Annotated in this window: 20 protein-coding genes and 2 tRNA genes; 12 read left to right on the top strand and 10 right to left on the bottom strand. The window is 64.4% G+C overall.

Annotation, left to right across the window (positions count from 1 at the left end; translation table 11 throughout):
- Positions 1-187 precede the first annotated feature (187 nt).
- Positions 188-1,861 carry a retention module-containing protein gene (locus tag F467_RS13260; protein ID WP_051068176.1) on the top strand — a complete coding sequence of 558 codons (1,674 nt, stop codon included), beginning with the start codon at positions 188-190 and terminating at the stop codon, positions 1,859-1,861.
- A gap of 62 nt (positions 1,862-1,923) precedes the next feature.
- On the opposite strand, the gene F467_RS0109575 is transcribed toward F467_RS13260, so the two are convergent.
- Together F467_RS0109575 and F467_RS0109570 are read right to left on the bottom strand one after the other, a co-directional pair.
- Positions 1,924-3,831, bottom strand: coding sequence for a LapD/MoxY N-terminal periplasmic domain-containing protein (locus F467_RS0109575; protein WP_018139374.1), 1,908 nt, complete (start codon positions 3,829-3,831; stop codon positions 1,924-1,926).
- A gap of 10 nt (positions 3,832-3,841) precedes the next feature.
- Entirely contained in the window at positions 3,842-4,519 is a 678-nt protein-coding gene (locus tag F467_RS0109570) for a transglutaminase-like cysteine peptidase (protein ID WP_018139375.1), read from the bottom strand.
- A 409-nt stretch (positions 4,520-4,928) separates the two neighbouring features.
- Here F467_RS0109570 and F467_RS0109565 point away from each other — a divergent pair, with 409 nt between their 5' ends.
- Positions 4,929-6,317 carry a TolC family outer membrane protein gene (locus F467_RS0109565; protein ID WP_026182227.1) on the top strand — a complete coding sequence of 463 codons (1,389 nt, stop codon included), beginning with the start codon at positions 4,929-4,931 and terminating at the stop codon, positions 6,315-6,317.
- A gap of 70 nt (positions 6,318-6,387) precedes the next feature.
- Here the strand turns inward: F467_RS0109565 and F467_RS0109560 are convergent.
- Positions 6,388-6,463 (bottom strand) — tRNA-Thr (locus F467_RS0109560).
- 45 nt (positions 6,464-6,508) lie between these two features.
- Positions 6,509-6,595: transfer RNA gene (locus F467_RS0109555), tRNA-Leu, on the bottom strand.
- A gap of 102 nt (positions 6,596-6,697) precedes the next feature.
- Here F467_RS0109555 and queA point away from each other — a divergent pair.
- The 5 genes from queA to secF all read left to right on the top strand — a co-directional run bounded on the left by queA (position 6,698) and on the right by secF (position 12,139).
- The gene (gene queA / locus F467_RS0109550; RefSeq protein WP_018139377.1) at positions 6,698-7,765 is read left to right on the top strand and encodes a tRNA preQ1(34) S-adenosylmethionine ribosyltransferase-isomerase QueA; all 1,068 of its coding nucleotides are present in this window, start codon (positions 6,698-6,700) and stop codon (positions 7,763-7,765) included.
- The gene (tgt, locus tag F467_RS0109545) at positions 7,755-8,870 is read left to right on the top strand and encodes a tRNA guanosine(34) transglycosylase Tgt (protein WP_018139378.1); all 1,116 of its coding nucleotides are present in this window, start codon (positions 7,755-7,757) and stop codon (positions 8,868-8,870) included. Before queA ends, tgt begins: the two co-directional genes overlap by 11 nt.
- Positions 8,871-8,968: 98 nt before the next feature.
- Positions 8,969-9,298, top strand: coding sequence for a preprotein translocase subunit YajC (gene yajC / locus F467_RS0109540; RefSeq protein ID WP_018139379.1), 330 nt, complete (start codon positions 8,969-8,971; stop codon positions 9,296-9,298).
- 11 nt (positions 9,299-9,309) lie between these two features.
- Entirely contained in the window at positions 9,310-11,178 is a 1,869-nt protein-coding gene (gene secD / locus F467_RS0109535; protein ID WP_018139380.1) for a protein translocase subunit SecD, read from the top strand.
- Positions 11,179-11,191: 13 nt separating this feature from the next.
- Entirely contained in the window at positions 11,192-12,139 is a 948-nt protein-coding gene (secF, locus tag F467_RS0109530) for a protein translocase subunit SecF (RefSeq protein WP_018139381.1), read from the top strand.
- 81 nt (positions 12,140-12,220) lie between these two features.
- Here the strand turns inward: secF and F467_RS0109525 are convergent, their stop codons facing one another.
- Genes F467_RS0109525 through F467_RS0109510 form a run of 4 tightly spaced genes read right to left on the bottom strand, consistent with a single transcriptional unit; the run spans position 12,221 to position 15,744 of the window.
- On the bottom strand, positions 12,221-12,739 hold the full coding sequence (locus F467_RS0109525) for a DUF302 domain-containing protein (protein ID WP_018993886.1): 519 nt from the start codon (positions 12,737-12,739) through the stop codon (positions 12,221-12,223).
- A 40-nt stretch (positions 12,740-12,779) separates the two neighbouring features.
- The gene (locus tag F467_RS0109520) at positions 12,780-13,310 is read right to left on the bottom strand and encodes a C40 family peptidase (protein WP_231362281.1); all 531 of its coding nucleotides are present in this window, start codon (positions 13,308-13,310) and stop codon (positions 12,780-12,782) included.
- 46 nt (positions 13,311-13,356) lie between these two features.
- Positions 13,357-14,130 carry a hypothetical protein gene (locus F467_RS0109515; protein WP_018139384.1) on the bottom strand — a complete coding sequence of 258 codons (774 nt, stop codon included), beginning with the start codon at positions 14,128-14,130 and terminating at the stop codon, positions 13,357-13,359.
- 51 nt (positions 14,131-14,181) lie between these two features.
- Complete coding sequence (locus F467_RS0109510) at positions 14,182-15,744, bottom strand: bifunctional aminoglycoside phosphotransferase/ATP-binding protein (protein ID WP_018139385.1); 1,563 nt, start codon at positions 15,742-15,744, stop codon at positions 14,182-14,184.
- A 152-nt stretch (positions 15,745-15,896) separates the two neighbouring features.
- On the opposite strand from F467_RS0109510, the gene mrcB reads away from it, so the two are divergent.
- The 5 genes from mrcB to truD are packed head-to-tail and all read left to right on the top strand — an operon-like array spanning position 15,897 to position 22,512.
- A complete protein-coding gene (mrcB, locus tag F467_RS0109505) occupies positions 15,897-18,239 on the top strand; it encodes a penicillin-binding protein 1B (RefSeq protein WP_155987371.1) in 2,343 nt (780 codons plus the stop codon).
- Entirely contained in the window at positions 18,239-18,787 is a 549-nt protein-coding gene (locus F467_RS0109500) for a tetratricopeptide repeat protein (RefSeq protein ID WP_018139387.1), read from the top strand. Before mrcB ends, F467_RS0109500 begins: the two co-directional genes overlap by 1 nt.
- Before the next feature lie 43 nt (positions 18,788-18,830).
- The gene (locus F467_RS0109495; RefSeq protein ID WP_018139388.1) at positions 18,831-20,774 is read left to right on the top strand and encodes an ATP-dependent DNA helicase; all 1,944 of its coding nucleotides are present in this window, start codon (positions 18,831-18,833) and stop codon (positions 20,772-20,774) included.
- Complete coding sequence (tsaB, locus tag F467_RS0109490) at positions 20,765-21,466, top strand: tRNA (adenosine(37)-N6)-threonylcarbamoyltransferase complex dimerization subunit type 1 TsaB (RefSeq protein ID WP_018139389.1); 702 nt, start codon at positions 20,765-20,767, stop codon at positions 21,464-21,466. The genes F467_RS0109495 and tsaB overlap by 10 nt, the downstream gene beginning before the upstream one ends.
- Entirely contained in the window at positions 21,463-22,512 is a 1,050-nt protein-coding gene (gene truD, locus F467_RS0109485) for a tRNA pseudouridine(13) synthase TruD (protein ID WP_081601220.1), read from the top strand. Before tsaB ends, truD begins: the two co-directional genes overlap by 4 nt.
- Positions 22,513-22,525: 13 nt before the next feature.
- Here the strand turns inward: truD and F467_RS0109480 are convergent, their stop codons facing one another.
- Positions 22,526-22,969, bottom strand: coding sequence for a PAS sensor domain-containing protein (locus F467_RS0109480; RefSeq protein ID WP_018139391.1), 444 nt, complete (start codon positions 22,967-22,969; stop codon positions 22,526-22,528).
- 181 nt (positions 22,970-23,150) lie between these two features.
- Positions 23,151-23,759 (bottom strand): DUF3365 domain-containing protein, encoded by a 609-nt coding sequence (locus F467_RS0109475; RefSeq protein WP_038038771.1) that lies wholly within the window; start codon positions 23,757-23,759, stop codon positions 23,151-23,153.
- Positions 23,760-23,814 lie beyond the last annotated feature (55 nt).

Raw genomic sequence — 23,814 nt, 5'->3', positions numbered from 1 at the left:
AAGCCCGGGCCGCATCGCGGACCCGGGCTTTTTTGTTCATACGCAACCGAGACCGCCAGTGTGTTGACGGTTGCGTGAGGCGAATCCACGACCTGTACTTCAGTACAGCTAACGGAATTTTGACGCTAGGCGTAACAATTCAATCATGAGCACCCCAGTGCGGGGGAGCATGATGAGGGATAAGGCCATGAGCCCGGAAATGATTGTTGCAACGGTTCAGGCGGTGATCGGGACCGTGACTGTTCGTGACGCCGAGGGCAACTCGCGGGTACTTCAGCAGGGTGACCCGGTTTATGCTGGAGAGGAGGTTACAACCCAGTCTGGCGGCTTGGTGGAGCTCGCGTTGGCGGATGGTTCGAGCGTCACCCTGGCGGAGGGCGAAGCGGCGACACTCACAGAGGACCTGGTGCAGTCCGCAGACGCGGATCCGATGGCGTCACAAATAGGCGATGCCACGGTCGAGGAGGTTATCGCGGCGTTGGATCGGGGCGAGAGCCTGGATGATCTGCTGGACGCGCCGGCTGCGGGTGTAGAAGGTGGAGCACCCGGTGAAGGCGGTAGCTTTGTCCGGGTCGTCCGCGTGAATGATGAAGTGCCGCCGGTGCAGTACGTTTTTCCCGTGAATGCACTGGGCCAGCCGGAACCCGGAGAGGGTACCGACTCGGGCGGGTCTGTTGCCTCGGCGGACGAGATCGTTGTCGATGAACAACCGCCGCAGGACGTGCCTGGCGACCAGGATCCGGGTGATGAGGGCCCGGGTGATGAGGGCCCGGGTGATGAGGATCCAGGCGACGAGGACCCGGGTGATGAGGACCCGGGTGATGAGGACCCGGGTGATGAGGATCCAGGCGACGAGGATCCGGGTGATGAGGATCCGGGTGATGAGGACCCGGGTGATGAGGACCCGGGTGATGAGGATCCAGGCGATCCCGATCCGCGCGAAATCTATAGTGACGTGACGGCGCATACGGTCGGTAGCTCGACGCAAGGCACCGCTGCAACGGCTTCTGGCTTGAAACAGACTGGGCACCAGAGTGCCTCCGTCTCCGTCAGCGAAAATGGCTTCTATGCAGTGGATCATCAAAGCAATGCGGATGATCCCAACGCGATTGAGCACAACGAAGGGCTTTTGTTCGAACTAGTGCAGCCGGTCGATGGGGTTCAGTTCGCCGTGGAAGGCCCGATTACCGGTGCGACGTACGCCCTGTATGACGAACAGGGCGACCGGATTGCGACAGGAGATCTGGTGGTGGTCGACGGCGTGGCGACGATCGAGCACGACGAAAGCTTCGCCTACATTGCCTTCTTTGGCGGTCGGGAAGGGCCCAATCAGAGCGCTTATTCGGTCAAACCGCTGGGGGTGACTCTGGTCGGGACGGAAGACAGCGACACTCTGATCGGCTCGATCGGCAATGATGTGCTGATTGGCGGCGATGGGGACGATGTCCTGTTCGGAGGCAGCGGCGACGATACGTTGATCGGTGGGGCCGGAAACGACACGCTAACGGGCGGAGGCGGCAACAATACCTTCGTCTGGAATGCGGGAGACCAGGCGAATGTTGCGGGGCAGCCGGCCGAAGATACCGTCACGGACTTCAAGCCCTGGGACGGGACGTCGGGTGATGTGCTGGATCTTTCGGACCTGTTGCAAGGTGAAAGCGAGGACAACCTCGACAATTACCTGTACGCGCAAACAGAAAACGGAAACACTGTGCTGTACGTCCACTCGAACGGCGGTCTCAACGGTGACAAGGACAATGCGGATCAGATCATCACGCTGCAGGGCGTTGATCTGGGTGACAGTTCCGATGCCATCATCCAGGCGTTGCTGACTAACGATCAGCTAAAGATCGACCAGTAGAACGCGCGATTCGTTTTTGTCCGCGAGGCCCCGCCATTGTTGGCGGGGCTTTTTTGTGGCGATCAAGCCTTGAGGGACTGAACGGCTCGGCCGGTCACGCCGTCGATCCCAAGCTCCATCAGGGGCTCGATATCGTCGGTGCTGTCGCAGCCTTCGGCGATCACCAGAATGCCGATCGAGTGCGCGAGGGTGCAAAGCCCGCGAATCAGCGCCTGGGTCTCCGTGGATCGATGGACACCCTGGATCAGCGAGGCCTGCAGCTTCACGTAATGCAGCCCATACGCGGTAAGGTCGTGTGAGCGGAACGCCTCCGGCCCCGCGTGCTCTAGACCGACCACGAAGCCCGTGACACGCGCGATACGGCACAGGTCGCGCAGTTCGGCCGGATGCGCCAGGGCGCCCCGGGCCGGGAATTCCAGCCACAGTCGACCGGCCACTTCCGGGTCGGAGGCCAGGCGGGATTCCAGGCGTTGGCGAAAGTCGGTGTCCTGCAGGCTGTCGACCGACAAATTGATTGCGAGGCGCTCGTTTCCTGCTCGTAGCTGATCGATGGCGGCATCGAGGACGGCGTCGTCCAGCTGCCGGATCAGGTCCAGGCGTACGGCCCAAGGCATGAAATAGCCCGCCGGGCGCGATTCGCCATCCAGCAGCAGGCGCATCGGCGCTTCGTGGTGCATCAGCTGGTGGTCGGCGTCTATCACCGGGAATCGCGCGAGCTTCACGCCATGCGTGGCCATGGCCACGGTGATCGCGGTGCGCCATTCGTTCTGATTGGCATGTGGCAGCACGGCATGAGGTTCTTCGGCGATGGAATCGCCCGGCTCCAGTTCCGCGCGGACCAGCGCCTGGTCGACGCGGCTGAGCACCTCTCCGGTGGTGTCGTCGGGGTGGTAGGGCGTCCCGGCCAAATGCAAGGCCATGGCTTCGGGAGCTTTGGGGCCCAGCTCCGCGCGGATCGCCGTCAGCAGGGACTCGGCAAAACGGCGGCTGTCCCCTATGCCGTCGCCAAAGACGGCAATATCGGAACCCTTGAGGCGCCCTGCGGCGCCGTAATCGGTCACGCTGGTTTGTTGTTCCGCGACTTCGGCAATGCGTGCCAGAAGCTCATCCAGCTTGTCGTGTCCGATCGCCTGGTTGAGCTCGGGCAGGCTGGCGACGCGCAGGACGACAAAGCTCCCGGCGGAACCGGCGTGCCGATTTTCGAGGGTCGACTGGAATCGGGCCAGGAAGGATTCGCGGTTCAAAAGGCCCGTTACATCATCGTGTTGAAGGCGAGTTTTCAGGCGTTCTAAACGCGTGGATTCTTCCTGCAGCATCATCCGGACGTGCTCGGTCAGCCGGTTCATGGCGCGGACCAGTGCCTGGAACTCCCAGGTGCGGGGTTCCGGGGTGGTCACGAACCGCCTTTCGCCGACGGCCTCGGCCTGTTCCACCACTTGCTTCAGAGGCCGAATCAGCCGGCCGAGCAGGAACGACCCAATCAGGCCGATGATCAACAAACCGCCGGCAAAGATCGCGGTGAGGCGGAGGGTGCCGTCCCACAGGGCCTCGTAGGCGTAATTCGTCTGGCTCTCGACGATCAGCGTGCCGAAGGAAGACCAGCCATCGGACACATGCGCGATCCCGGGGCGCACGTTGAAGGCCAGGCGCTCGACAAACCATTCGGGCACGCCCTGGGGTGGCTCGGGGTTGCGGCGTTCGATCATGAGGTCGCCGGTCGGATCGATCAGCCGGATGTGCTGGTAGTGGCCGGTGTCGAACTGCGAGGCGATTTGCAGCTCCACGGTGGTCTCGTCCTTGGGCAGCTGGGAAAGCGACAAGGCCAGGGATGCGGCGTTGTCGATGTTCTTGGTCAGCAGCTGCTGCGCCAGGTAGTCGCGGGCGGACAGGGTGCTCACCACGATGCTGACCAGTAACGCCAGCAGCATAATGATGGCTACCGCGATCCAGAGTTGTTTTCTCAGCGTCATGACTGCGCCCTCATTCCGGGGTCGAGTTGATGGGTCGGTCGAGATCAAGGCCGTATTCGTCCAGCTGCTCCAGGACGCGGCGCCAACGTGACAGGCGGGCCGTGGGGTCGGCCGCGGACTGTGCCTGCCCGTCGGGCCAGAGTCCCTCGCTATTGAACGAGAAGATCGGCGTCAGGTCGTCGCGCTGGGAGGCGCGTTCAATTCGGGTCACCAGGTTGTCCAGGACCTTGGGCTCGTCTCGCGGGTCGGTGAAATAGCCGAGAACCATGTGCGCCTGGCTGAGATTGCTTCCAGGCCCGCCAAGGCGGGCTCGGACGTAGAAAAGCCGCAGGCGTTCATCGGGGATACCCAGTTTGCGCAGGCTGACGTACTTGGCGATGGAGTAGTCCTCGCAGTCGCCAGCACCCTTGTCCAGGGCCTCCAGGGGGGTGGCCCAGAAGTCTTCCTGGCCCCAGGTGACCTGGTCGTCCTGGTAGCGCAGCTGACGATTGAAAAACTCGTTCACCCGCGTGATCTGGGTCTGTTCGTCTTCATCAGCGAGACCCTCCAGCAGCTCGCGCCAGCGCCGCACGCGCTCGGCGGTTTCCGGCCCATATCGGTCGGCCGCAACCTGCTCGAGCTGAGCGAAGCTTTCGAGGCCCGCATGGCTGGCGCCCAGTAGCCACGCCCCGGCGACCAGCACGAGCACGAGGCTTGCGCGCCGTATCAGTCGGGACGGGTTGCGGGGCCAGATGCCAGGCACGTCGGCGCGCTCTCCGGTGGCTGAAAAAAGCACTACTTCCCGAATGATGGGCTACGCCTTTGTGGAAAGCCAGAAACATAAATCCCAAGCGTAGTGCTGTGCGGTGTTTCTCGCCTTATCAGGCGTTTGTTTGCCGTTATGTGAACCATTTCAAAAATGATTGCGCGGGTAAGGGCTTAGGCCTATCGTTCAAATGTGTGAGGCGCACATAAGCGTTTCTTCCGGTTAGCGGTATGCGCTGGCTCGGTGACAAAAAGAGTGGGCGAACAGGTTTTATGGGAGGACAAAAATGATGAACCGAATTAGGCCTGCGGTTGGCAAAGGTGGTTTGCTGGCCCTGACGGCGGCCGTGGCGATGGTAGTGGGTGGTTCGGCGCAGGCCGACGCCCCGGAGCCGTTGCGTGACGCCGCGATGGAAGCGGTACTCTCCAACCCCGATGTGCAGTCGCGGTGGCATGCCTTTCGCGCCTCCGGGGAAGAACAAACGGGCGCGCGCGGGCGCTTCCTGCCCGAAATCGACCTGAACGCCCGTGCCGGTTATCAGCGCCAGCGCTCCAGCGACGACAATTTTGATTCGTTCTCGCGTAACCCGCGTGGTGTCGATATCACGCTGACACAGATGCTGTACGACGGCTTCGAGACCGCAAGCGAAGTGAGCCGTCTGGGCGAGATTCAGCGGGTGCGTTACTTCGAGCTGCGCGAGACGACCGAGGAGATTGCACTGGAAGCCGTGCGTGCCTTCGCCGATGTCCAGCGTCAGCGCGCCCTGGTCGACCTGGCGCAGGAGAACTACGACGCGCACAAGGAGGTTTACGATCAGATCGTGGACCAGACCGATCGCGGCGTGGGCCGGGGCGTTGACCTCGAGCAGGCCTCGGGGCGTCTGGCTCTGGCCGAGTCCAACCTGCTGACCGAGCGCCAGAATCTGCACGACGTGAATGCGCGGTACTACCGGATCGTAGGGCAGATGCCCGCGGACGACCGGGTGGATCTGGTCGGGACCTTCTCTGACGAGCCGATTCCCGGGACGGTTCAGGAGGCCCTGACCGAGGCCATCACCAAGAACCCGGCCATGTTCGCCTCGCTGCGCAACATGGAAGCGGCCCAGGAACAGCGCAACGTGGCCCGTTCGGCCTTCCATCCGCGTCTGGACCTGCAGCTGCGTCATGCCTATGAGAATGATGTGCTCGAACGCGAGGACATCCGTATCCATGACACCTCGGCGCTGGTGGTGATGACGTGGAACCTGTTCCGCGGCGGCACTGACCAGGCGCGGGTCCGCCAGTTCACCGAAGAGTTCAACCAGGCGCGCGATCAGCAAGAGTCGGTTTGTCGCAATGTGCGCCAAACGGTGTCGGTGGCCTACAACGACATGCGTTCGCTGGACAGTCAGCTGCGCTTCCTGCGCCAGCATCGGGACTCGTCCGACCGCGTGCGTACCGCCTATCGTCAGCAGTTCGGCATTGGCCAGCGTAGCCTGCTGGACCTGCTAGACACCGAGAACGAGCATTTCGAGGCGAGCCGTGCCTACATCAACGCCCAGCACGATATGGAGATCGCCAAGGCACGGGCGCTGAATGGCATGGGCCGACTGCTCGAATATCTCGATATCTCGCGTGGCGACATGCCGACTGCTGCCGAGCTGGGGCTCGTGGATGATGCCGCCCGGATTGATCCGGAGTCGGTCTGCCCGGCGGATGCGCCGCAGATGAGCGAAGCCCGCCACGAAAGTATCTTCCGCTAGGACCGACCCGCGGGAGTGCAGACAAGCAAAGGGCCAGCCATTTCGGCTGGCCCTTTTGCTGTGTGCGATATGGAGCCGGCGACAGGAGTCGAACCTGCGACCCTCTGATTACAAATCAGATGCTCTACCAACTGAGCTACACCGGCCAGGTGCGCGGTTTCGAGCCTGGCGGAGGGCCCGAGATAAAGAGGTGGTGCCGGGAGCGAGAATCGAACTCGCACTCTGTTGCCAGAACCGGATTTTGAATCCGGCGCGTCTACCAGTTCCGCCATCCCGGCTTTCGAGGCGCTAGTGTAGCGCACGAGCAGGGTGTGGCAAGGGAGATTGCGCCTTCGCTTGATCCGCATTCAGGGCGCCGGTGCGTGGTAGCATCGCGCGCCATGCGTGTTTCCGATTTCGACTACGAGCTCCCGCAGGAGCTGATCGCCCAGTATCCGCTGCCCGAGCGAGCCAGCTCGCGCCTGCTCGTGCTGGAAGACCAACGGGCGGAAGATGCCGCGTTTGACGCGATTGAGTCACTGCTGCGGCCGGGCGATCTGTTGGTGCTGAATGACACGCGCGTGATCCCGGCGCGGGTCTTCGGGCAGAAGGCGAGCGGTGGGCAGGTCGAGGTCCTCGTGGAACGGATCGAGTCACCGACCCAGGTGCTGGCGATGGTGCGGGCCAGTCGGGCACCGAAGCCCGGCACCTGCCTCCACCTGGCGGATGCCTTTACGGTGGAGGTGACGGATCGTCAGGGGCCGTTTTTCCGGCTGCGTCTGGTGGACGGCGCCGACATGCTCGCACTGCTGAAGCAGCATGGTCATATCCCGCTGCCGCCGTACATCGAGCGGGCGGACGAGGGCAGCGATGCCGAACGCTACCAGACCGTGTTCGCCCGCAAGGAGGGCGCGGTGGCGGCGCCGACGGCTGGGCTCCATTTTGACGATGCACTGCTGGACCGGCTGCGCGCGCAGGGGGTCGAGACGGCCACGGTGACGCTGCATGTCGGGGCGGGGACTTTTCAGCCGGTGAAGGTGGACGACACCTCGCGCCACGAGATGCACGCCGAGTGGCTGGAGGTGGGGCCGGAGGCCTGTGCCGCCGTGGCGGCCTGCAAAGCGCGTGGCGGGCGCGTGGTGGCTGTGGGCACGACCTGTGTACGGTCGCTCGAGACGGCCGCGGCGGAGGGCGGGCTTAAGCCCTTTCAGGGTGAAACACGACTGTTCATCCAGCCCGGATATCGTTTTCGCGTCGTGGACCGGATGGTGACGAACTTCCACCTGCCGCAGAGCACGCTGCTGATGCTGGTAGCCGCCTTTGCAGGATATCGGCGGATCCTGGACGCCTATGCCCATGCGGTCGCGAATCGCTATCGCTTTTTCAGTTACGGGGATGCCATGTGGTTGGCACCGGGCGATCCCGCGGATCTGCCGCCGAGTGTCCGGGAGGAACACGATGGAGTTTGAACACCTGGGGCGGGATGGCGCGGCACGCCGAGGCCGACTGCGGTTCCCGCGCGGTGAAGTCGAGACGCCGGCCTTCATGCCCGTTGGGACCTACGGGACCGTAAAGGCTATGACCCCGGAGGAGCTGCGCGAGCTGGGGGCACAGATCATCCTGGGCAACACCTTCCACCTGATGCTGCGGCCGGGTACCGAAGTGATCCGGGCACATGGTGACTTGCATGACTTCATGCACTGGGAAGGACCGATCCTGACCGACTCCGGTGGATTCCAGGTTTTCTCGCTGGCCGAGATGCGCAAGATCAGTGAGGAGGGCGTGCGTTTCCAGTCGCCCGTGGACGGGTCGAAAGTGCTGATGACGCCGGAGTCGTCCATGCGGGTCCAGCGCGAGCTGGGGTCGGACATCGTGATGATCTTCGACGAGTGCACGCCCTATCCGGCCACCGAGGACGAGGCGCGCAAGTCGATGGAGCTGTCGCTGCGCTGGGCCGCGCGGTCGCGCGAGGCGCATGGTGACAATCCGGCGGCACTGTTCGGTATTGTGCAGGGTGGCATGTACCCGGCGCTGCGTCGGGAATCAGCCGCCGGTCTGCGCGAGATTGGCTTTGACGGCTATGCGATCGGCGGGCTGTCGGTGGGCGAGCCGGAAGATGAGCGGCTCGCCACGCTGGATGTGACCCTGCCGCTACTGCCGGAGGACCGCCCGCGCTACCTGATGGGCGTGGGGCGGCCCGAGGACATAGTGGAAGCCGTGCGCCGCGGCGTGGACATGTTCGACTGCGTGATGCCTACCCGCAACGCACGCAATGGATTTCTGTACACCCGGGAAGGGGTCCTGCGTATCCGTAATGCGCGCTTCCGTGACGACACGGGCCCGATCGATCCGGAGTGTGGTTGTTACACCTGCCTCAATTATTCAAGGGCTTACCTGAAACATCTCGACAAATGTAACGAGATTCTCGGGTCGCGCCTGGCGACGACCCACAACCTGCATTACTACCAGGACCTGATGCGCAGCCTGCGGGAGTCGATTGCGGCGGGCACGCTTCAGGCGTTCGTCGCCGATTTCTATGGTCGGCGCGGCATGGAAGTGCCGCCTGTGCCATAATCCGCGCGGCAATTTTCGCGAGCCCGATCACGGGTCTCGCGGGCGCCGGGCGCCAGGCCCGGCGGCCCTGAACCGATTCGCTAGACGGGAGTGTTCCAATGGATTTTCTGATTTCTGCAGCGCATGCCCAGGACGGTGGTGGCGCCGGTGGTGGCATGATCGAATTCCTGATCATGATCCTGATCTTTTTCGCGATCATGTACTTCCTGATCATTCGCCCGCAGAGCAAGCGCGCGAAGGAACACCGGTCGATGGTGGAGTCGCTGTCCAAGGGTGACGAGATCGTGACCAATGGCGGTGTGGCCGGCACGATCACCGAGGTAGGGGAGAACTTCATCAAGGTCGACATCGCCAATGGCGTGAACATCGCCGTGCAGAAACAGTCGGTTCAACAGGTTATGCCCAAGGGCACCCTCAAGGACCTCTAGGGTCTTCGAATATGCGCAATTCCTATCCGGCGTGGCTGTACGCCCTGATCGTCGTCATCATCCTGGGCGCGGGGCTTTATGCCGCGCCCAACCTGTTCCCGGAGGACCCGTCGGTCCAGATCGGGAACCCGACCACCGGCGAGATCGATCAGAACATCCGTGAACTGATGGGCACCATCCTGGGCGCCCAGGGCGTCACGCCGCACACGGTCGAGGAGCAGGACGACGGCCAGATCCTGTTGCGCTTCGAGACCACAGACGAGCAGTCCACCGCTGCCGAGATATTGCGCAACGCGCTGGATGACAATCACACCGTCGCCCTGAACATGGCCCCGGCCACCCCGCGCTGGTTGCGAGCCATCAATGGCCAGCCCATGGCTCTCGGCCTCGACCTGCGTGGCGGGGTCCACTTCCTGATGGAAGTGGACCTGGACGCGGTGATCGGTACCGCGATGGAGCGTTACTCGAACGAGCTGCGCGGACGCCTGCGGGAAGAGCGTATTTCGTTCGACACCGTGGAACGCGGCTCCCGCGATCTGACCGTGATGTTCGAGAGCGAGGCGGACCGCGAAGCGGCCGAGAGCTGGCTACAGCGCCAGTATCGCGAGGAACTGGTCTGGGAGTCGCGTGGGTCCGGGGACACCAGCCGACTGGTAGCCACGCTGGATGACGACCACCTGACGGAACTGCGTCGTCAGGCCCTGCAGCAAAACATCTCCACGCTGCGTTCGCGGGTCGACGAGCTGGGCGTGGCGGAACCGATCATCGCTCAGCAGGGCGAGAACCGGATTGTGGTGCAGCTCCCGGGCGTGCAGGACACGGCACGGGCAAAGGAGGTCCTGGGCGCGACTGCGACGCTGGAATTCCGCCTCGTGTCGGAGAGCGGTGATGCGCGGGAGGCTGACGAGACCGGGCGTGCGCCGTCGGGCACGCGTCTTTACCACGAACGCGACGGGACACCGGTGCTGCTGCAGCGTCAGGTCATGCTGACCGGTGACTACATCACGGATGCCTCCTCGGGCATTGCCCAGGATACGGGCGGTCCGGCGGTGTTCATTAATCTGGACGGTCAGGGTGCGCGGATTTTCTCCCGCGTGACCTCGGACAACGTCGGTCGGCTGATGGCCACCGTGTTCATCGAGACCTCGACCGAGACCGTTGAGGAAGACGGTGAGCAGGTGATGCGCACCTCGCGTAGCGAAGAGGTAATCAACGTCGCACGCATCAACGAGCCGCTGGGGCGTCGCTTCCAGATCTCCGGACTCGACAGCAGCCGCGAGGCCCGCAACCTGGCGCTGTTGCTGCGCGCCGGGGCGCTCGCCGCGCCGATGTCGATCGTCGAAGAACGTACGGTGGGCCCGAGCCTCGGTCAGGAGAACATCGATCGCGGTATGCAGTCGGTGGTGATCGGCTTCATCGCCGTGATGATCTTCATGGTGCTGTACTACCGGGTGTTCGGGGTGATCGCGAACGTCGCGCTTGCGTTGAACCTGATCTTCATTGTCTCGGTGTTGTCGATGCTGCAGGCGACACTCACCTTGCCGGGCATTGCGGGGATCGTGCTGACGGTGGGTATGGCCGTCGATGCCAACGTGCTGATTTTCGAGCGAATACGCGAAGAGTTGCGAAACGGGTTGTCACCACAGGCCGCGATCGCCTCGGGCTATGATCGCGCGTTCACCACGATTGCGGATGCCAATGTGACCACGCTGATCGCGGCGCTCGTGCTGTTCCTGTTCGGCACCGGCCCGATCAAGGGGTTCGCGATCACGCTGTCGATCGGGATCATCGCCTCGATGTTCACGGCGATCATCGTGACCCGCGCCATCGTCAACCTCACCTACGGGCGGCAGCGTCGGCTGAACCGTCTGGCTATCTGAGGCGGAGAACGACATGCTTCCGCATTTGAATTTCGCCGAATCGAATCTCGATTTTCTCGGCAAGCGCAAGATCACGATCACGGTTTCCCTGATCCTGATCCTGATTTCTGTGGCGCTTCTGGCCACGCGCGGGCTGAATTTCGGGATCGACTTTACCGGTGGCACGCTGGTCGAGGTCGGATATCCCGAGGCGGTCGAGCTCGATCCGATCCGCGAGACGCTGGCCGATGGCGGCTTCGCCGGGGCCCAGGTGCAGACCTTTGGTACTTCACGCGATGTCCTGATTCGTCTGCCCCCGAGCGAGGACGACGATGATCCGGCCACGCTGTCCAACCGCGTACTCAATGTCTTGCAGGATGGAGGTCCGGATGACCCGGATCTGCGGCGTGTGGAGTTCGTGGGGCCTGCCGTGGGCGAGGAGCTGCGCGAGCAGGGGGGGCTGGCGATGATCTACGCCCTGGCCGGGATCCTGATTTACGTCGCGGTCCGCTTCGAGTGGCGATTCTCGATCGGTTCGGTGCTTGCGTTGATCCACGATGTGGTGATCACGCTCGGGATTTTCTCGCTGCTGCAGCTCGAGTTTGACTTGGGGGTCCTGGCGGCGGTGCTTGCGGTGATCGGGTATTCATTGAATGACACGATCGTGGTGTATGACCGAATACGCGAGAATTTCCGAATATTGCGCAAGAAGGGCACCGAAGAGGTGATGAACATCGCGGTGAACAAGACCCTGGCGCGTACCATTGTCACCAGTACGACGACCCTGCTGGTGTTGTTCGCGCTGGCGTTCCTGGGTGGCGCTGCGCTGCAGAACTTCTCGATCGCGCTGATCATCGGGGTGATTGTGGGTACCTATTCGTCGATCTTTATCGCGGCCACCGCGGCATTGCTGCTAGGCGTGGACCGCCAGGTGCTACTCCCGGTGAAGAAGGAAGGCGCCGAGGAAGATCAGACGCCTTAGCGGACATCCGCTGGAATCAGTGGGCACAAAAAAGCCCGGCAGCCTGCGAGGCTAGCCGGGCTTTTCGCGTTCAGGCGGTGGTCAGAACGACAGCGCTTCCTTGATGATGCGCTCCACCAGTTCGTTTACGTCGCGCAGGCTCTTCTTGGAGTCTTCTTCACCGATCTCGGGGACAGGGGTGTAGCCCATGTACACCACGCCGGGCTCATCGGTCAGCTCGTACACCGTGATGATGTAGGGGCAGAACACCATGTTGTGCGGGTCGGCCTCCATCGTGGCGCGCGAATAGCTGGCGCTACAGAAGTCCAGGGACTTGCCATTGAGATAAATGCCCTCGCCACTCTCCTGGCCAGCGGTGCGGTCCAGCATGTTGGCGATGTAGCCGACGTTGTTGATCACCAGGCCCTCGGATGCGATGGCTTCCTCGACCATTTCAAAGTAGTGATCGAACTCGCCTTCGATCTTGAAGATCACGCGTTCGTCGGTTTCCATCACGGTTTCGTACGCGGTGGCAGTGGCACCCAGTGCCAGGCCGGCGCCCAGCGTCAGGGCGAGCGCCGAACGGCGCAGCAGTTGGGACAAATTAGGGAATGCCTTCATGGTTCCTTCCTCGTAGTAGGTTCCAGGGGCCCAAGGCCCATTAGTCGAAGAAATGGCCCGCGAATCGGGTGCGTGGAGCCCAGTAGGGATTGTCGAGTTCCTCAATGCGGACCTGCCCGCGCGAGCTTGGCGCGTGGACAAATCGGCCTTCACCGACATAGACCCCGACGTGGTCAATTTGATTCCCGTTGATCGCGAAGAACACGACGTCTCCGGGGCTCGGGTCGCCATCGCGCTTTACGGCTGCCGAGGCCTGTTCGCCCGTGGTCCGAGGGACATCTTGACCCGCCTCGCGGTAGGCGCGCTGTACCAGGGCGGAACAGTCGAGCCCGTTGGCGTCGGTGCCGCCGTAGCGGTAGGGCGTGTCGAGGTGTCCGAGCGCCGCCAGTACGACCTCGGAGCGCTTCAGCTCGGCCTCGGGAACATAACTCATCGGGCCTTCGGCTACCCGGGGTTCCGGATCGACCTTGAGGGGCTCCGGTGCCGGCCCGCGTGGTTCAGGGCTGCTTGCGCACCCGGCCAGTACGAGCGCTGCCCCTAGCAAGGGGAGAACGCTGTGGGAGGATGGTATGCCGGATTGGGACCCGTAGGCCGGGGAGGGCGTTGGCCCCGGAGCACTAGAACATTTCGGTTTCTTCATAGCTTTCCGGTACCTGGAACAAGGCCTCGCTAAGGGCGTCCGTCGACAGCCCTGCCAGTCGGGTCGTGACGCCATCGTGTTCGCGGACCTCGAGAGGGATGCCCTCCACACGGGGAAGGAGCGACGCCCCCATCTGGGAGGCCATGGGGCCTCCGGCCTCAAGGGCGCGCAAGGACAGCTCATAGAGGCGATCCATCAAGGCCCCGAGGGTCTGAAAATCGGACGCCTCCAGGCCCAAGGATTGCGCGTCGGCGACGCAAACGGTGCTCTGGGGGCGGTCATCGATCAGCACTTCGATTTCGCTGCAGACAAAGTCCCCGATCTCGCGTTGCTCATTGGTCTCGCGGGTACTGATTTCGGCCTCGAACCCCTCGGGGCCGATCCCAAGCTGCTGTTTGAGCTGATCGCGAACGTCCGGGGGGAGCTGGTCCATCTGGCGGCGCAGGTCGCTGACCATGTCGGTCATCGCCTGGATCTGTTGATCCATCACCTCGCGCGTCAACGGCAGATAGGTCTGCTCGTCGTCATCCACGACGGTGAGCTGGTCGTTGCGCGCGTCGAACAGCATGTACCCGGAAGTTCCGCTGATCGCCTCGTTCAGCTCCATGCGGATCATGTGATCGCGCACGAGGATCTGGCTCTCGAGCCCTTCGTCGTCGATGTAGTGCAAAAGGGCGTCAGCCTGGGCCGGCAGGGCGGTCGCCAGGACAATCAGACAGGCAGCCGGGAGTAGGGCGAGGGTACGGGACATAGGCATTCGCAGATGTTGTGTCAGGCTGTATTTTGGCACGTACGCGGACAATTAGGCGGAAACCGGTTGCAGAAGCTGGCGTGCCAGGGCATCGGTATCCAGCGGCTGTTCCGGGGCAACCTCCACGACGCCCTCCGCTCCGGTCGGCCATTCCTGCTGCGGGCGTTGCTGCTGCATCACCTGGTAGTCGGCATCGGACGCATCCTTACCGGCCGCAGAGCGTTGCTCGAGGCGTTCCTGCAGGACGCGATCGCTGGCGTGGCAGGCGACGACTGCAAACCCCGCCTGGTGCCGGGTAGCGAGCTGCTGGAAGGGTGCCCGCTGGGCACGGGTCAGGAAGGTCGCGTCGACGATCACGGTGTGCCCCAGCGCCAGCAGGGTGTCCGCGCGGGCGCGCAGGTGGTCGTAGATCTGCCCGCGAGCCTCTTCGCTGTAGGAGACCGCGTCGCCCATGCGCTTGCGCTCGATATCGGAGCGCAGCCGCAGCGCCCCGAGGGCCTCAACGATCTGCGTGCTGATCACGGTCTTGCCGCTGCCGGATACGCCATGCATCAGCACCAGGCGCGGCGCAGACGGCTCGGTCAGGCGTTCGGCGAGTGCGAGATAGCGCCCCATTTCGGCGCGGTGGGCCGCCTGTTCGTCCGAGGGGAGATGCGACTCCTGCGCGTGGATGCCCTGCACCTTGGCGCGGATCAGAGCGCGATAGACCTGATAAAGGGGCAGCAGCCGGAGCCCGGCGATGTCGTCACGACCGTCCAGGTAGGCATTCAGCAAGCGCCAGGCATGCGCCCGGGCCTTGCGTGCCAGCAGGTCCATGGTGGTGAACGCGATCTCGGAGATCACGTCGATCCAGCGCAACTCGGGATCGAACTCGATCGCATCAAACGCCGCCAGGGTCTCGCCGTTTTCCGGATCGTCGACATACACGATGTTGCCCAGGTGCAGGTCGCCATGCCCGTGGCGGATGAAGCCCTCGCGGTGGCGTGATTCGAGAAGCGGGCCCAGGCGTTCGATTTCGTTCCGGGTCCAGCGCTCCAGCGCCGTGAGCCGGGCCCTGTCGACCTCGCCATGGATCGCTTCGCCCAGGGCCGGGAAGTTGTCGAGCATGGGCTGGGTTGCCGCTTCCGGGGTGCCATGGGGCGAGTCGGCGCCGGCGCGCTCGGTGCGCTCGTGAAAGGCAGCGATGTAGTGGCCCAGTGCCTCCATGGCCTCGGTGGGCAACTGGCCCTGGTCCAGCAGGTTATCCAGTTGCTTGCGGCGATCGAATCGGCGCATGCATACGGCGTAGTCGAGGATCGGGCCTTCGCCATTGATGCGGGGAGCCGAGGCATCTCCGTTCAGGGTCACCACATCGAGATAGATTTGCGGGGCGAGGCGGCGATTCACCTTCAACTCGGTTTCACAGAAGTGCTGGCGCGCGTCGAGCGTGGAGAAGTCCAGGAATCCCAGTGCGAGTGGCTTCTTGAATTTGTAGGCATAGTCACCGGCGAGAATGACGGTCGAGATGTGGGTCTCGATGCGCTGTACCTGATCTTTCGGTGGTGTGGGCTCCGGGAATCCCAGTGTCGCAATCAGGGCCTGCAGTTGTTGTTGGTGTTGTTCCAGCGCGCTCATCACGCCTCCATGGGATTGGCAGATCGCGATCGGGTGGACGGGTTTTGTGCCGATTCGTTCCCGGAAACGCGGCATTTGCGGCATGTCTGCTGTTCCCGGTCAGGTTAACATTGGGACTGATCCCTTTCCTTGTGCCGCTTCCAGAAGCCCTCATGCCCCGAAAACGTACGACCCGTTCCCGCCGAGGTGGCCGATCCGGAGGCCTGCGCCGTTTCTTTGGTGCCGGGGTGTGGCTGTTCGCCGGTCTGGTGCTGGCCGGCGTCGGGGTTGGGGCGATCTATGTCGTCTCGCTCGATCAGGAGATTCGCGAGCGCTTCGAAGGCCAGCGCTGGGCCTTGCCGGCGCGCGTCTACGCGCGACCGCTGGAGCTGTACGAGGGTCGGGCGCTAACGCCCCAGGCGTTGGAAACCGAACTGGAGACACTGAACTACCGCAGTAGCGCACAGGGAAGTGGCCCGGGCGAGTATCGCGTGGACGGCAACCGGGTGTCGTTTACCACGCGCCCGTTCACCTTCGGCGACGGTCCGGAACCGGCCCATTCGGTGCGGGTGGATTTCTCAGGTGGAAGGGTGCAGTCCGTCCAGGAGCAGGGGAACGGAGAGCGCGTCGATCTGATGCGGGTCGAGCCCTTGCTGATCGGGAGCATCTACCCGACCCATGGCCAGGATCGCATCCTCGTGGCCATAGACGAGGTGCCACGTGAATTGATCGGTGCACTGCTCGCAATTGAGGATCGTCGCTTCATGTCGCACCGCGGGGTGGACCCGGCGGGGATTGCCCGGGCCGCCATGGCGAATCTGCGCGCGGGGCGGACGGTGCAGGGTGGCAGCACGCTGACGCAGCAGCTGGTCAAGAACTTCTACCTGACACGGGACCAGACCCTGGCGCGCAAGGCGAACGAGGCGGTCATGGCCTTGTTGCTGGAGCGACGCTATTCCAAGCGCGAGATCCTCGAGGCCTATATCAACGAGGTCTACCTGGGCCAGTCGGGCGAGCGCGCGATTCACGGATTCGGCCAGGCGTCCCAGTTCTACTATCAACGTCCGCTGAACGAACTCCGCCTGGACCAGTTGGCGCTTCTGGTAGGGCTCGCCCGCGGTGCCAGCTACTACGACCCCCGGCGTCACCCCCAGCGTGCCGAGGCGCGCCGTGATCAGGTGCTGCGGGCGATGCTGGAGACCGGGCTGGCCGATGCCGACCAGGTCGAGGCCGCGCTCGATACTGAACTCGATGTAACCCCCGTGGTGCCACAGGGCCGCAGCCGATTCCCGGCGTTTCTCGACATGGTGCGCCGCGAGTTGCGCGCTGACTACGCGGACGAAGATCTGCGCAGCGAGGGGCTACGCATCTTCACCACGATGGACCCGGTCGTGCAGCTCACGCTGGAGGAGCGCGTGAAGGCAGGTGTGGATCGGGTGATCGAGCAGCGCGGGTCCAGCCTGGAGCGCCTGCAGGCGGCTGCCGTTGTGACGGATCCCCAGGCGGGGGAAGTGCTCGCGGTGGTCGGGGACCGCGATCCGCAGTATCCCGGCTATAACCGGGCGGTCGAGGCGCAACGTCAGGTCGGGTCGGTACTCAAGCCCTTCGTCTATCTGGCCGCGCTCACGCAACCCGGGCGCTATACGCTAGCAAGTCTGCTGGATGACAGCCCAATGACCATCCAGCTGCCGCATGGCGAACCCTGGACGCCGCGCAACTTCGATCGCGAGCACCGCGGCGACGTGACGGCGTGGGAGGCACTGGTCCAGTCCTACAACGTCGCCACGGTCCAGCTGGCCGAAGAGATCGGTATTTCGCAGCTGATCGACGTGCTGCAGACGCTCGGCTTGCAGCGCACCCCGGCGCCGTTGCCCTCGCTGGCCCTCGGGGCGATCGAGTTGTCGCCACTGGAGGTGGCCGGGCTGTACCAGGCGCTTGCCAATGGCGGCTATGCGACCGGCACCCGCGCGATTCGCGATGTCCTCGATCTCGAGGACGAGGTCCTGTCCCACTACGGGCTGGAATTGCGCGGTGCCGTACCCGATGGGGCGGTCAGCCTGCTGACCCACGCCCTGCATGATGTGACTACCGAGGGGACCGGGCGGCAGATCAGCCAGCGCCTCCCGGGGCGCGTCGTGGCCGGCAAGACCGGCACCACGAACAACTTCCGCGACAGCTGGTTCGCCGGGTTCGATGATCGCCATGTCACGGTGGTCTGGCTGGGGATGGACGACAACGAGGCGACCGGCCTGACCGGAGGGGCGGCCGCCGCCCCCATCTGGGCGGACATAATGGCAGGTCTCGGCGCCCAGTCGCTGCGCCTCGACCGTCATCCGGAGATTGCCTATCAGGCGATTGACCTGAAGTCCGGGCTCCGTGTCGAGCAGGACGACCATGCCTGCGAGGCGGTGAAAACGCTCCCGTTCTGGCAGAATTCCATCCCCGAGAGCCGTGCCGACTGCGACACGGGCCGTACCCCGGATGAGCGGGGCTTTTTCGAGAGATTGTTCCGCTGATGACTTCAACCACCTCCTTACGCTCGAGCCTGCCGTTTCGACCTCGCCCGGTCGCCGCACTGCTGACGGTGCTGTTTCTGGCGGCCTGTGCGGTGCCGGAGACACGGGCCCCGGCCCCCGAGCAGCCGCCGGCGGCCGAGGCACCGGAGCCTGAGGCGATCCCGCACGAGGAGTCGCGCGAGCCTGAACCGGCGGCGGAGCCGGACGCCACGCCGTCGGCCGCGCTGGCCCTGGCCGAGCAGGCTGAAGGCTCGCGCAGCGAGGGGAACCTCGAGCGCGCCGCCCAGCAGCTGGAGCGTGCGCTGCGGATTGCGCCGCGCGATGCCTCGCTGTGGCATCAGATGGCCCACATCCGGCTGGAGCAGGGCAATTACCCGCAGGCGGACCGTCTGGCAGGGCGCTCGCTGCAACTGGGCGGCGAACGGGATCGCTCGCTTGCTCTGGAGAACTGGCGTGTGATCAAGGCCGCGCGCGAGGCGATGGGTGACGAAGAAGGCGTCCGGGAGGCCCAGGAGGCCATTCAGAGGCTGGAAACCGGCGTTGTCTAAGTCCGCCGAATCACCCGCGACGGCCCCATCCGGGTCGGCGGCCGTGCGCGCGCTGAGCCCCGGCGGCGATCTGGCCGAGGCACTGCACGGGTTTCGCCCGCGCGAGCCGCAGCAGCGCATGGCGGCGGCCGTGGAGTTGGCCCTGGGGCAGGCCCCGACTGCATTGCTCGTGGAGGCCGCCACAGGGGTGGGCAAGACCTTTGCGTATCTGGTGCCGGTCCTCCAGTCACGCCGCAAGGCCCTGGTGTCGACGGGCACCAAGACGCTGCAGGACCAGCTCTTCGAACGGGATCTTCCGACCGTATGCGAAGCATTGGGCTATCGCCCGCGCACCGCACTGCTAAAGGGCCGCGCTAACTACCTGTGCCATTACCGCCTGGAACTCGCGGCCGCCGAGGCCGGGGGCCAGACGCAACGTAGCGCGCAGCGCGAGCGCATGCCCGTTATCGAGGCGCTGCGGCAGTTCGCGCGCACCCATGCCACGGGCGATCTGGGACAAGCGGGCATCCTGGCCGAAGACTCGCCCCTGTGGCCGCAGGTGACCTCCACCGTCGACAACTGCCTGGGCAGCGAGTGTCCGCAATACAACGACTGCTTCGTGGTGCAGGCGCGCAAGCGCGCGCAGGACGCCGAAATCGTGGTCGTGAATCACCACCTCCTGCTCGCCGATATGGCGCTGAAGGAAGAGGGTTTCGGCGAGCTCCTGCCGGAGGTGGATGCCGTGATCGTCGACGAGGCCCATCAGCTGCCGGAGATCGCCGGAGCGTTCTTCGGCGTTGCCGTGGGGAGCCGGGCGTTGCGCGACCTGGCGCGCGATGTGCGCCGGGAGCAGGAGCAGGCCGCCCCGGAGATGGTGGTGATCCGCGAGGCTGCGGTCGAGCTTGAGACTGTGGCGAAGAAGCTGCTCGACGCGACACAGGGCATGGAACCGCGCGCCGCCTGGGACGTGGTGAACGAGAAGGGCCGGGTGGAGCCGTCGATCGAGGAGCTGGACGAGGCCCTTTGCGGGTTGAGTGATGCGCTGGCCCCGGCCACCGAGCGCGGACCCGGCCTCGAGCAGGTGCAGGGGCGGGTACTGCTGATGCGGGAACGTCTGCAGACCTGGCGCGAGGACACGCCGGATACCGTAGCCTGGGTGGAGCGCTTCGCGCAGAGTCTGATCCTGCACAGGACGCCGCTGGATGCCGCGCGACCGCTGGCGCAACGGCGGGCCGCGCGCCCGGCTGCCTGGGTCTTCACCTCGGCTACGCTGGCCGTTGGAGAGGACTTCACCCATGCCTCGCGCCGTCTGGGACTGCCCGCGGACGTCGCCCAGGAACGCCTGGAGAGCCCCTTCGACTTTGCCCGGCAGGCCTGCCTGGTGCATCCGCAGCCTCCGCTGCCCAACCCGAACAGCCCCGAATACACGCGCGCCTGTGTCGCCTGGGCCTGGCCTCTGCTGCGTGACAACCCGGGCGGCGGGTTTTTTCTGTTCACCAGCCATCGTGCTCTGCAGGAGGCGGCGGCACTGCTACGGGCCGAGCTGCCCGATCGCGAACTGCTGGTACAGGGCGAGCAGCCCCGTAACGACCTGCTGGCACGGTTTCGCGAGAGTGGTAACGCCTGGTTGCTGGGTGCCCACAGCTTCTGGGAGGGCGTCGATATCCGCGGGGAGGCGCTGTCGGTGGTGATCATCGACCGCCTGCCGTTTGCGGCGCCAAACGACCCGGTGCTGCAAGCCCGCGCGCAGGCCCTGGAGGCCGAAGGGCGTTCGCCGTTCATGGAGTTCAGCCTGCCGCAGGCGGTGCTGGCCCTGAAGCAGGGGGCTGGACGCCTGATTCGTGATGCGGATGACTCCGGCATCCTTGCGATCTGTGATCCCCGGCTGACCGGAAAGTCCTATGGACGCCGGTTCCTGGCCAGCCTTCCACCGTTTTATCGGACGCGGGACCCGATCGCGGCTCTGCAGTTTCTGGCGACCGCACGGGAGCGTGTCGAATGCGACTGATCGCCATCGAGACCTGCACCGAGATGTGCTCCGCCGCGTTGTGGGTGGATGGGGCCCTGGAAAGCGTCGAGGTGCGTGCCCCACGCAAGCATGGCGAACTGATACTCCGGCAGGTGGAGGAGCTGCTGGCGCGGTCGGATATTGCACGCTCGTCCCTGGATGCCGTTGCCGTCGGCCGTGGACCGGGGGCATTTACCGGCGTTCGCCTTGGGCTGGGTGTCGCACAGGGCATGGCCTTCGCCCTGGATTGCCCGGTGCTCCCGATATCGACCCTGCAGGCGCTTGCGCAGCAACTGGTCAGCGAACGGCCCGACTCACCGTCGGGCGAGATCCTTGCGGCCCTCGACGCCCGCATGGGCGAGGTGTACTGGAGTCTGAATACGGTCGTCGAAGGGCGTGCGCAGGCAGCGGCGGAACAGGTCGCGGCGCCCGGACAGATATCCCCCGCCTGGCGTGGCGCACCCGACCGTGGCATCGGTTCCGGTTTTGCCGCCTATCCTGAACTGGGCGAACGCTGCGGATTGGGCGAGGAGCGGCTCTATCCGGACGCACTGCCGCGGGCGCGCGAGGTGGCCATGCTGGCCGTGGATGCATGGGCACGGGGCGAGGCAATTCCGCCCGAACAGGCGCAGCCGGTTTACCTGCGCGATAACGTTGCCGCGCCGCCCAGTCCGCGAGGGGCGAAGACATGACGCCGGTATATCCATGGTCGCCACCGATTACCGGGCGCATGAAAGAGGCCCCGGAAGATTTCTGCGTATTCGAGCTTCCTGCGACCGAACCGGAAGGCAGTGGCGAGCACCTGTGGCTGGAGATCGAAAAGCGGCTGCTCAACACCGAAGATGTCGCCGTCGCGCTGGCGCGGGCTTGCGGGGTGCCGCGCGGCCAGGTGAGCTATGCCGGGCGCAAGGACCGGCAGGCCGTGACGCGGCAGTGGTTCAGCGTGCAGTGCACGGCCGCTGCCGAACCGGACTGGCAAGATCCAGCGACCTTGATACAACGCATGGGCAAGGACGCTGTGGGCGAGGCCCGAGTGCTGCGGGCCGAGCGGCATTCGCGCAAGCTGCGTACCGGACACCTCGCGGGGAACCGTTTTGTCGTCTGGCTGCGGGACGTTGCGGGCGATCGGGACATGGCGGGGCAGATCCTTCGGCGTATCCGGGAGGAGGGGGTCCCGAATTACTTCGGTCAGCAGCGGTTTGGCCGCCGAAACCTGGAACAGGCCGAGCAGTGGCTAAGCGGGGGGAGGGCGCCGCGGGGGCGCAACCAGCGCAGCCTGCTGCTCTCTGCGGCGCGCTCCGCGATCTTCAATGCCGTTCTGGCAGAACGGGTAGCCGACGATTCCTGGGCACGGTTTCTGCCCGGTGACGTGGCGACGTTTCAAGGCTCCGGCAGTGTGTTTGCCGTCCCGGAGGTGACTGCTGATATCGAACAACGCCTGGCGGAGGGGGTGATACACCCGACGGGCCCGCTGTGGGGTCGTGGCGAGCCACTGACGGCGGGCGATGTGCGTGCGCGGGAGGCAGAGTGTGCCGGTCGTTTCGAGAGCCTGGCGTCGGGTCTGGAGGCCCAGGGCGTGAAGCCGGCACGCCGTGCCCTGCGCATGCTTCCGGGGTCACTCGGTTTCGAGTGGCAGGGGAATGACCTGCGGCTTGAGCTGGAACTTGGCCCCGGCGAGTACGCGACCAGCGTCATCGACGCATTGATGGACAGCGCACCGAAAGCGGATACCCCCTAGGGAGTGGCCGCGCTCAGGCGGAGCGGGCCTCGGTCTGCTTGAGCTTCTGTTCGGCTTTCTCGGCGCGCTGCTCGGCCTCGACCCGGGCCGTGATGTCTTTCTGGATACCGATGTAGTAGGTCAGATGGTCTTCGTCGTTGAACACCGGCGTAAGCGAAAGCTCGTTCCAGAACTGCGAGCCATCCTTGCGGTAGTTGCGCAGTGTGACGCGGCAGGGACGGTTCTCCTGGATTGAAGCTCGGATCTCGGCGATTGCCTCCTGATCGGTATCGCCCCCCTGCAGGAAGCGGCAATCACGGTAGAGGATCTCCTCGGAGCGATAGCCGGTCAGTTCTTCGAAGGCGCGATTGACGTAGATCAGGATGTTGTCATCGCCTTCGCGTTCGGCGATTACGACACCGTCGTTGGAGGCGTCTATCGCGAGGGCCAGGAGTTCGGCATCAATCGTTCGCGTCATAGTTCGGTCACGTTCGTGTTCGGGTCTGGCGGGCGGGACCGTCCTTCAGGGGGATGCCCGTGTTTGAGAATCAAGTGTCTCGAAAATATCACGAATGTGCCCCCTCGCGGGGCATTTTTTGCGCCGGATACGAAAAAGGCCGCCCGGAGGCGGCCTTTCAGGGGGCGAGATGCCCGCTGGATTACATCTCTTGCGTGATAGTGAATGCACCGCGGACGTCGCCTTCGCTGTACCCGGTTGCCTGGTCATCCGGATACAGACGCTCGAGCGCGTGCTTGACGTCGCTACCAATGTCCGAACCGTGGCAGGCCAGGCAGGCACCGCCGGTCGGAATCGCCGCCATGAAGCGGAAACGGGCGCCATCGTCGCCCTCGACCACTTCGTGGCGCGGAGCAAGCTCGTTGGCGGGGGTGCCGTCGGCATGCTGGGACTGGAAATGCTCCAGCTGGATGCGTTCCCATTCGTCCGGACTGTTGTCAGGGTTGCGGATCTTCAGGCTCGTGCGACCGACTTCCCAGCCGGTGTCGGCCGCAATCTCGTCCGCAATTTCGGGAGCCCGCTGGTTGCAGACCTCAATGGCCTGGGTCGGCCCGCCTTCTTCCATGGCGGCGACCAGTTCCCCCTGGAGGGTGCTTGCGAACTGTTCGATCGCCGCTCGAGTTTCGGCGATGCGTTCTTGCAGTTCTGCTTCGGTCATTTCTTTTGCGTGATCGTCGCCAAGGGCGTGTCCGCTAGTGCTGACGAACGCGGCCAAGCCAAGGGCGATCGGGGCTAGCTTCCAATTCTTCATGAACAGGACCTCCCATTGCAGTGTCCGTTGCGTCCCGTAGAACTGTACAAGACTT

Origin of the sequence: Thioalkalivibrio sp. ALJ12 (genome assembly GCF_000378305.1) — a bacterium.
Lineage (GTDB): Bacteria > Pseudomonadota > Gammaproteobacteria > Ectothiorhodospirales > Ectothiorhodospiraceae > Thioalkalivibrio.
This window is presented reverse-complemented; position numbering and strand designations above follow the sequence as displayed.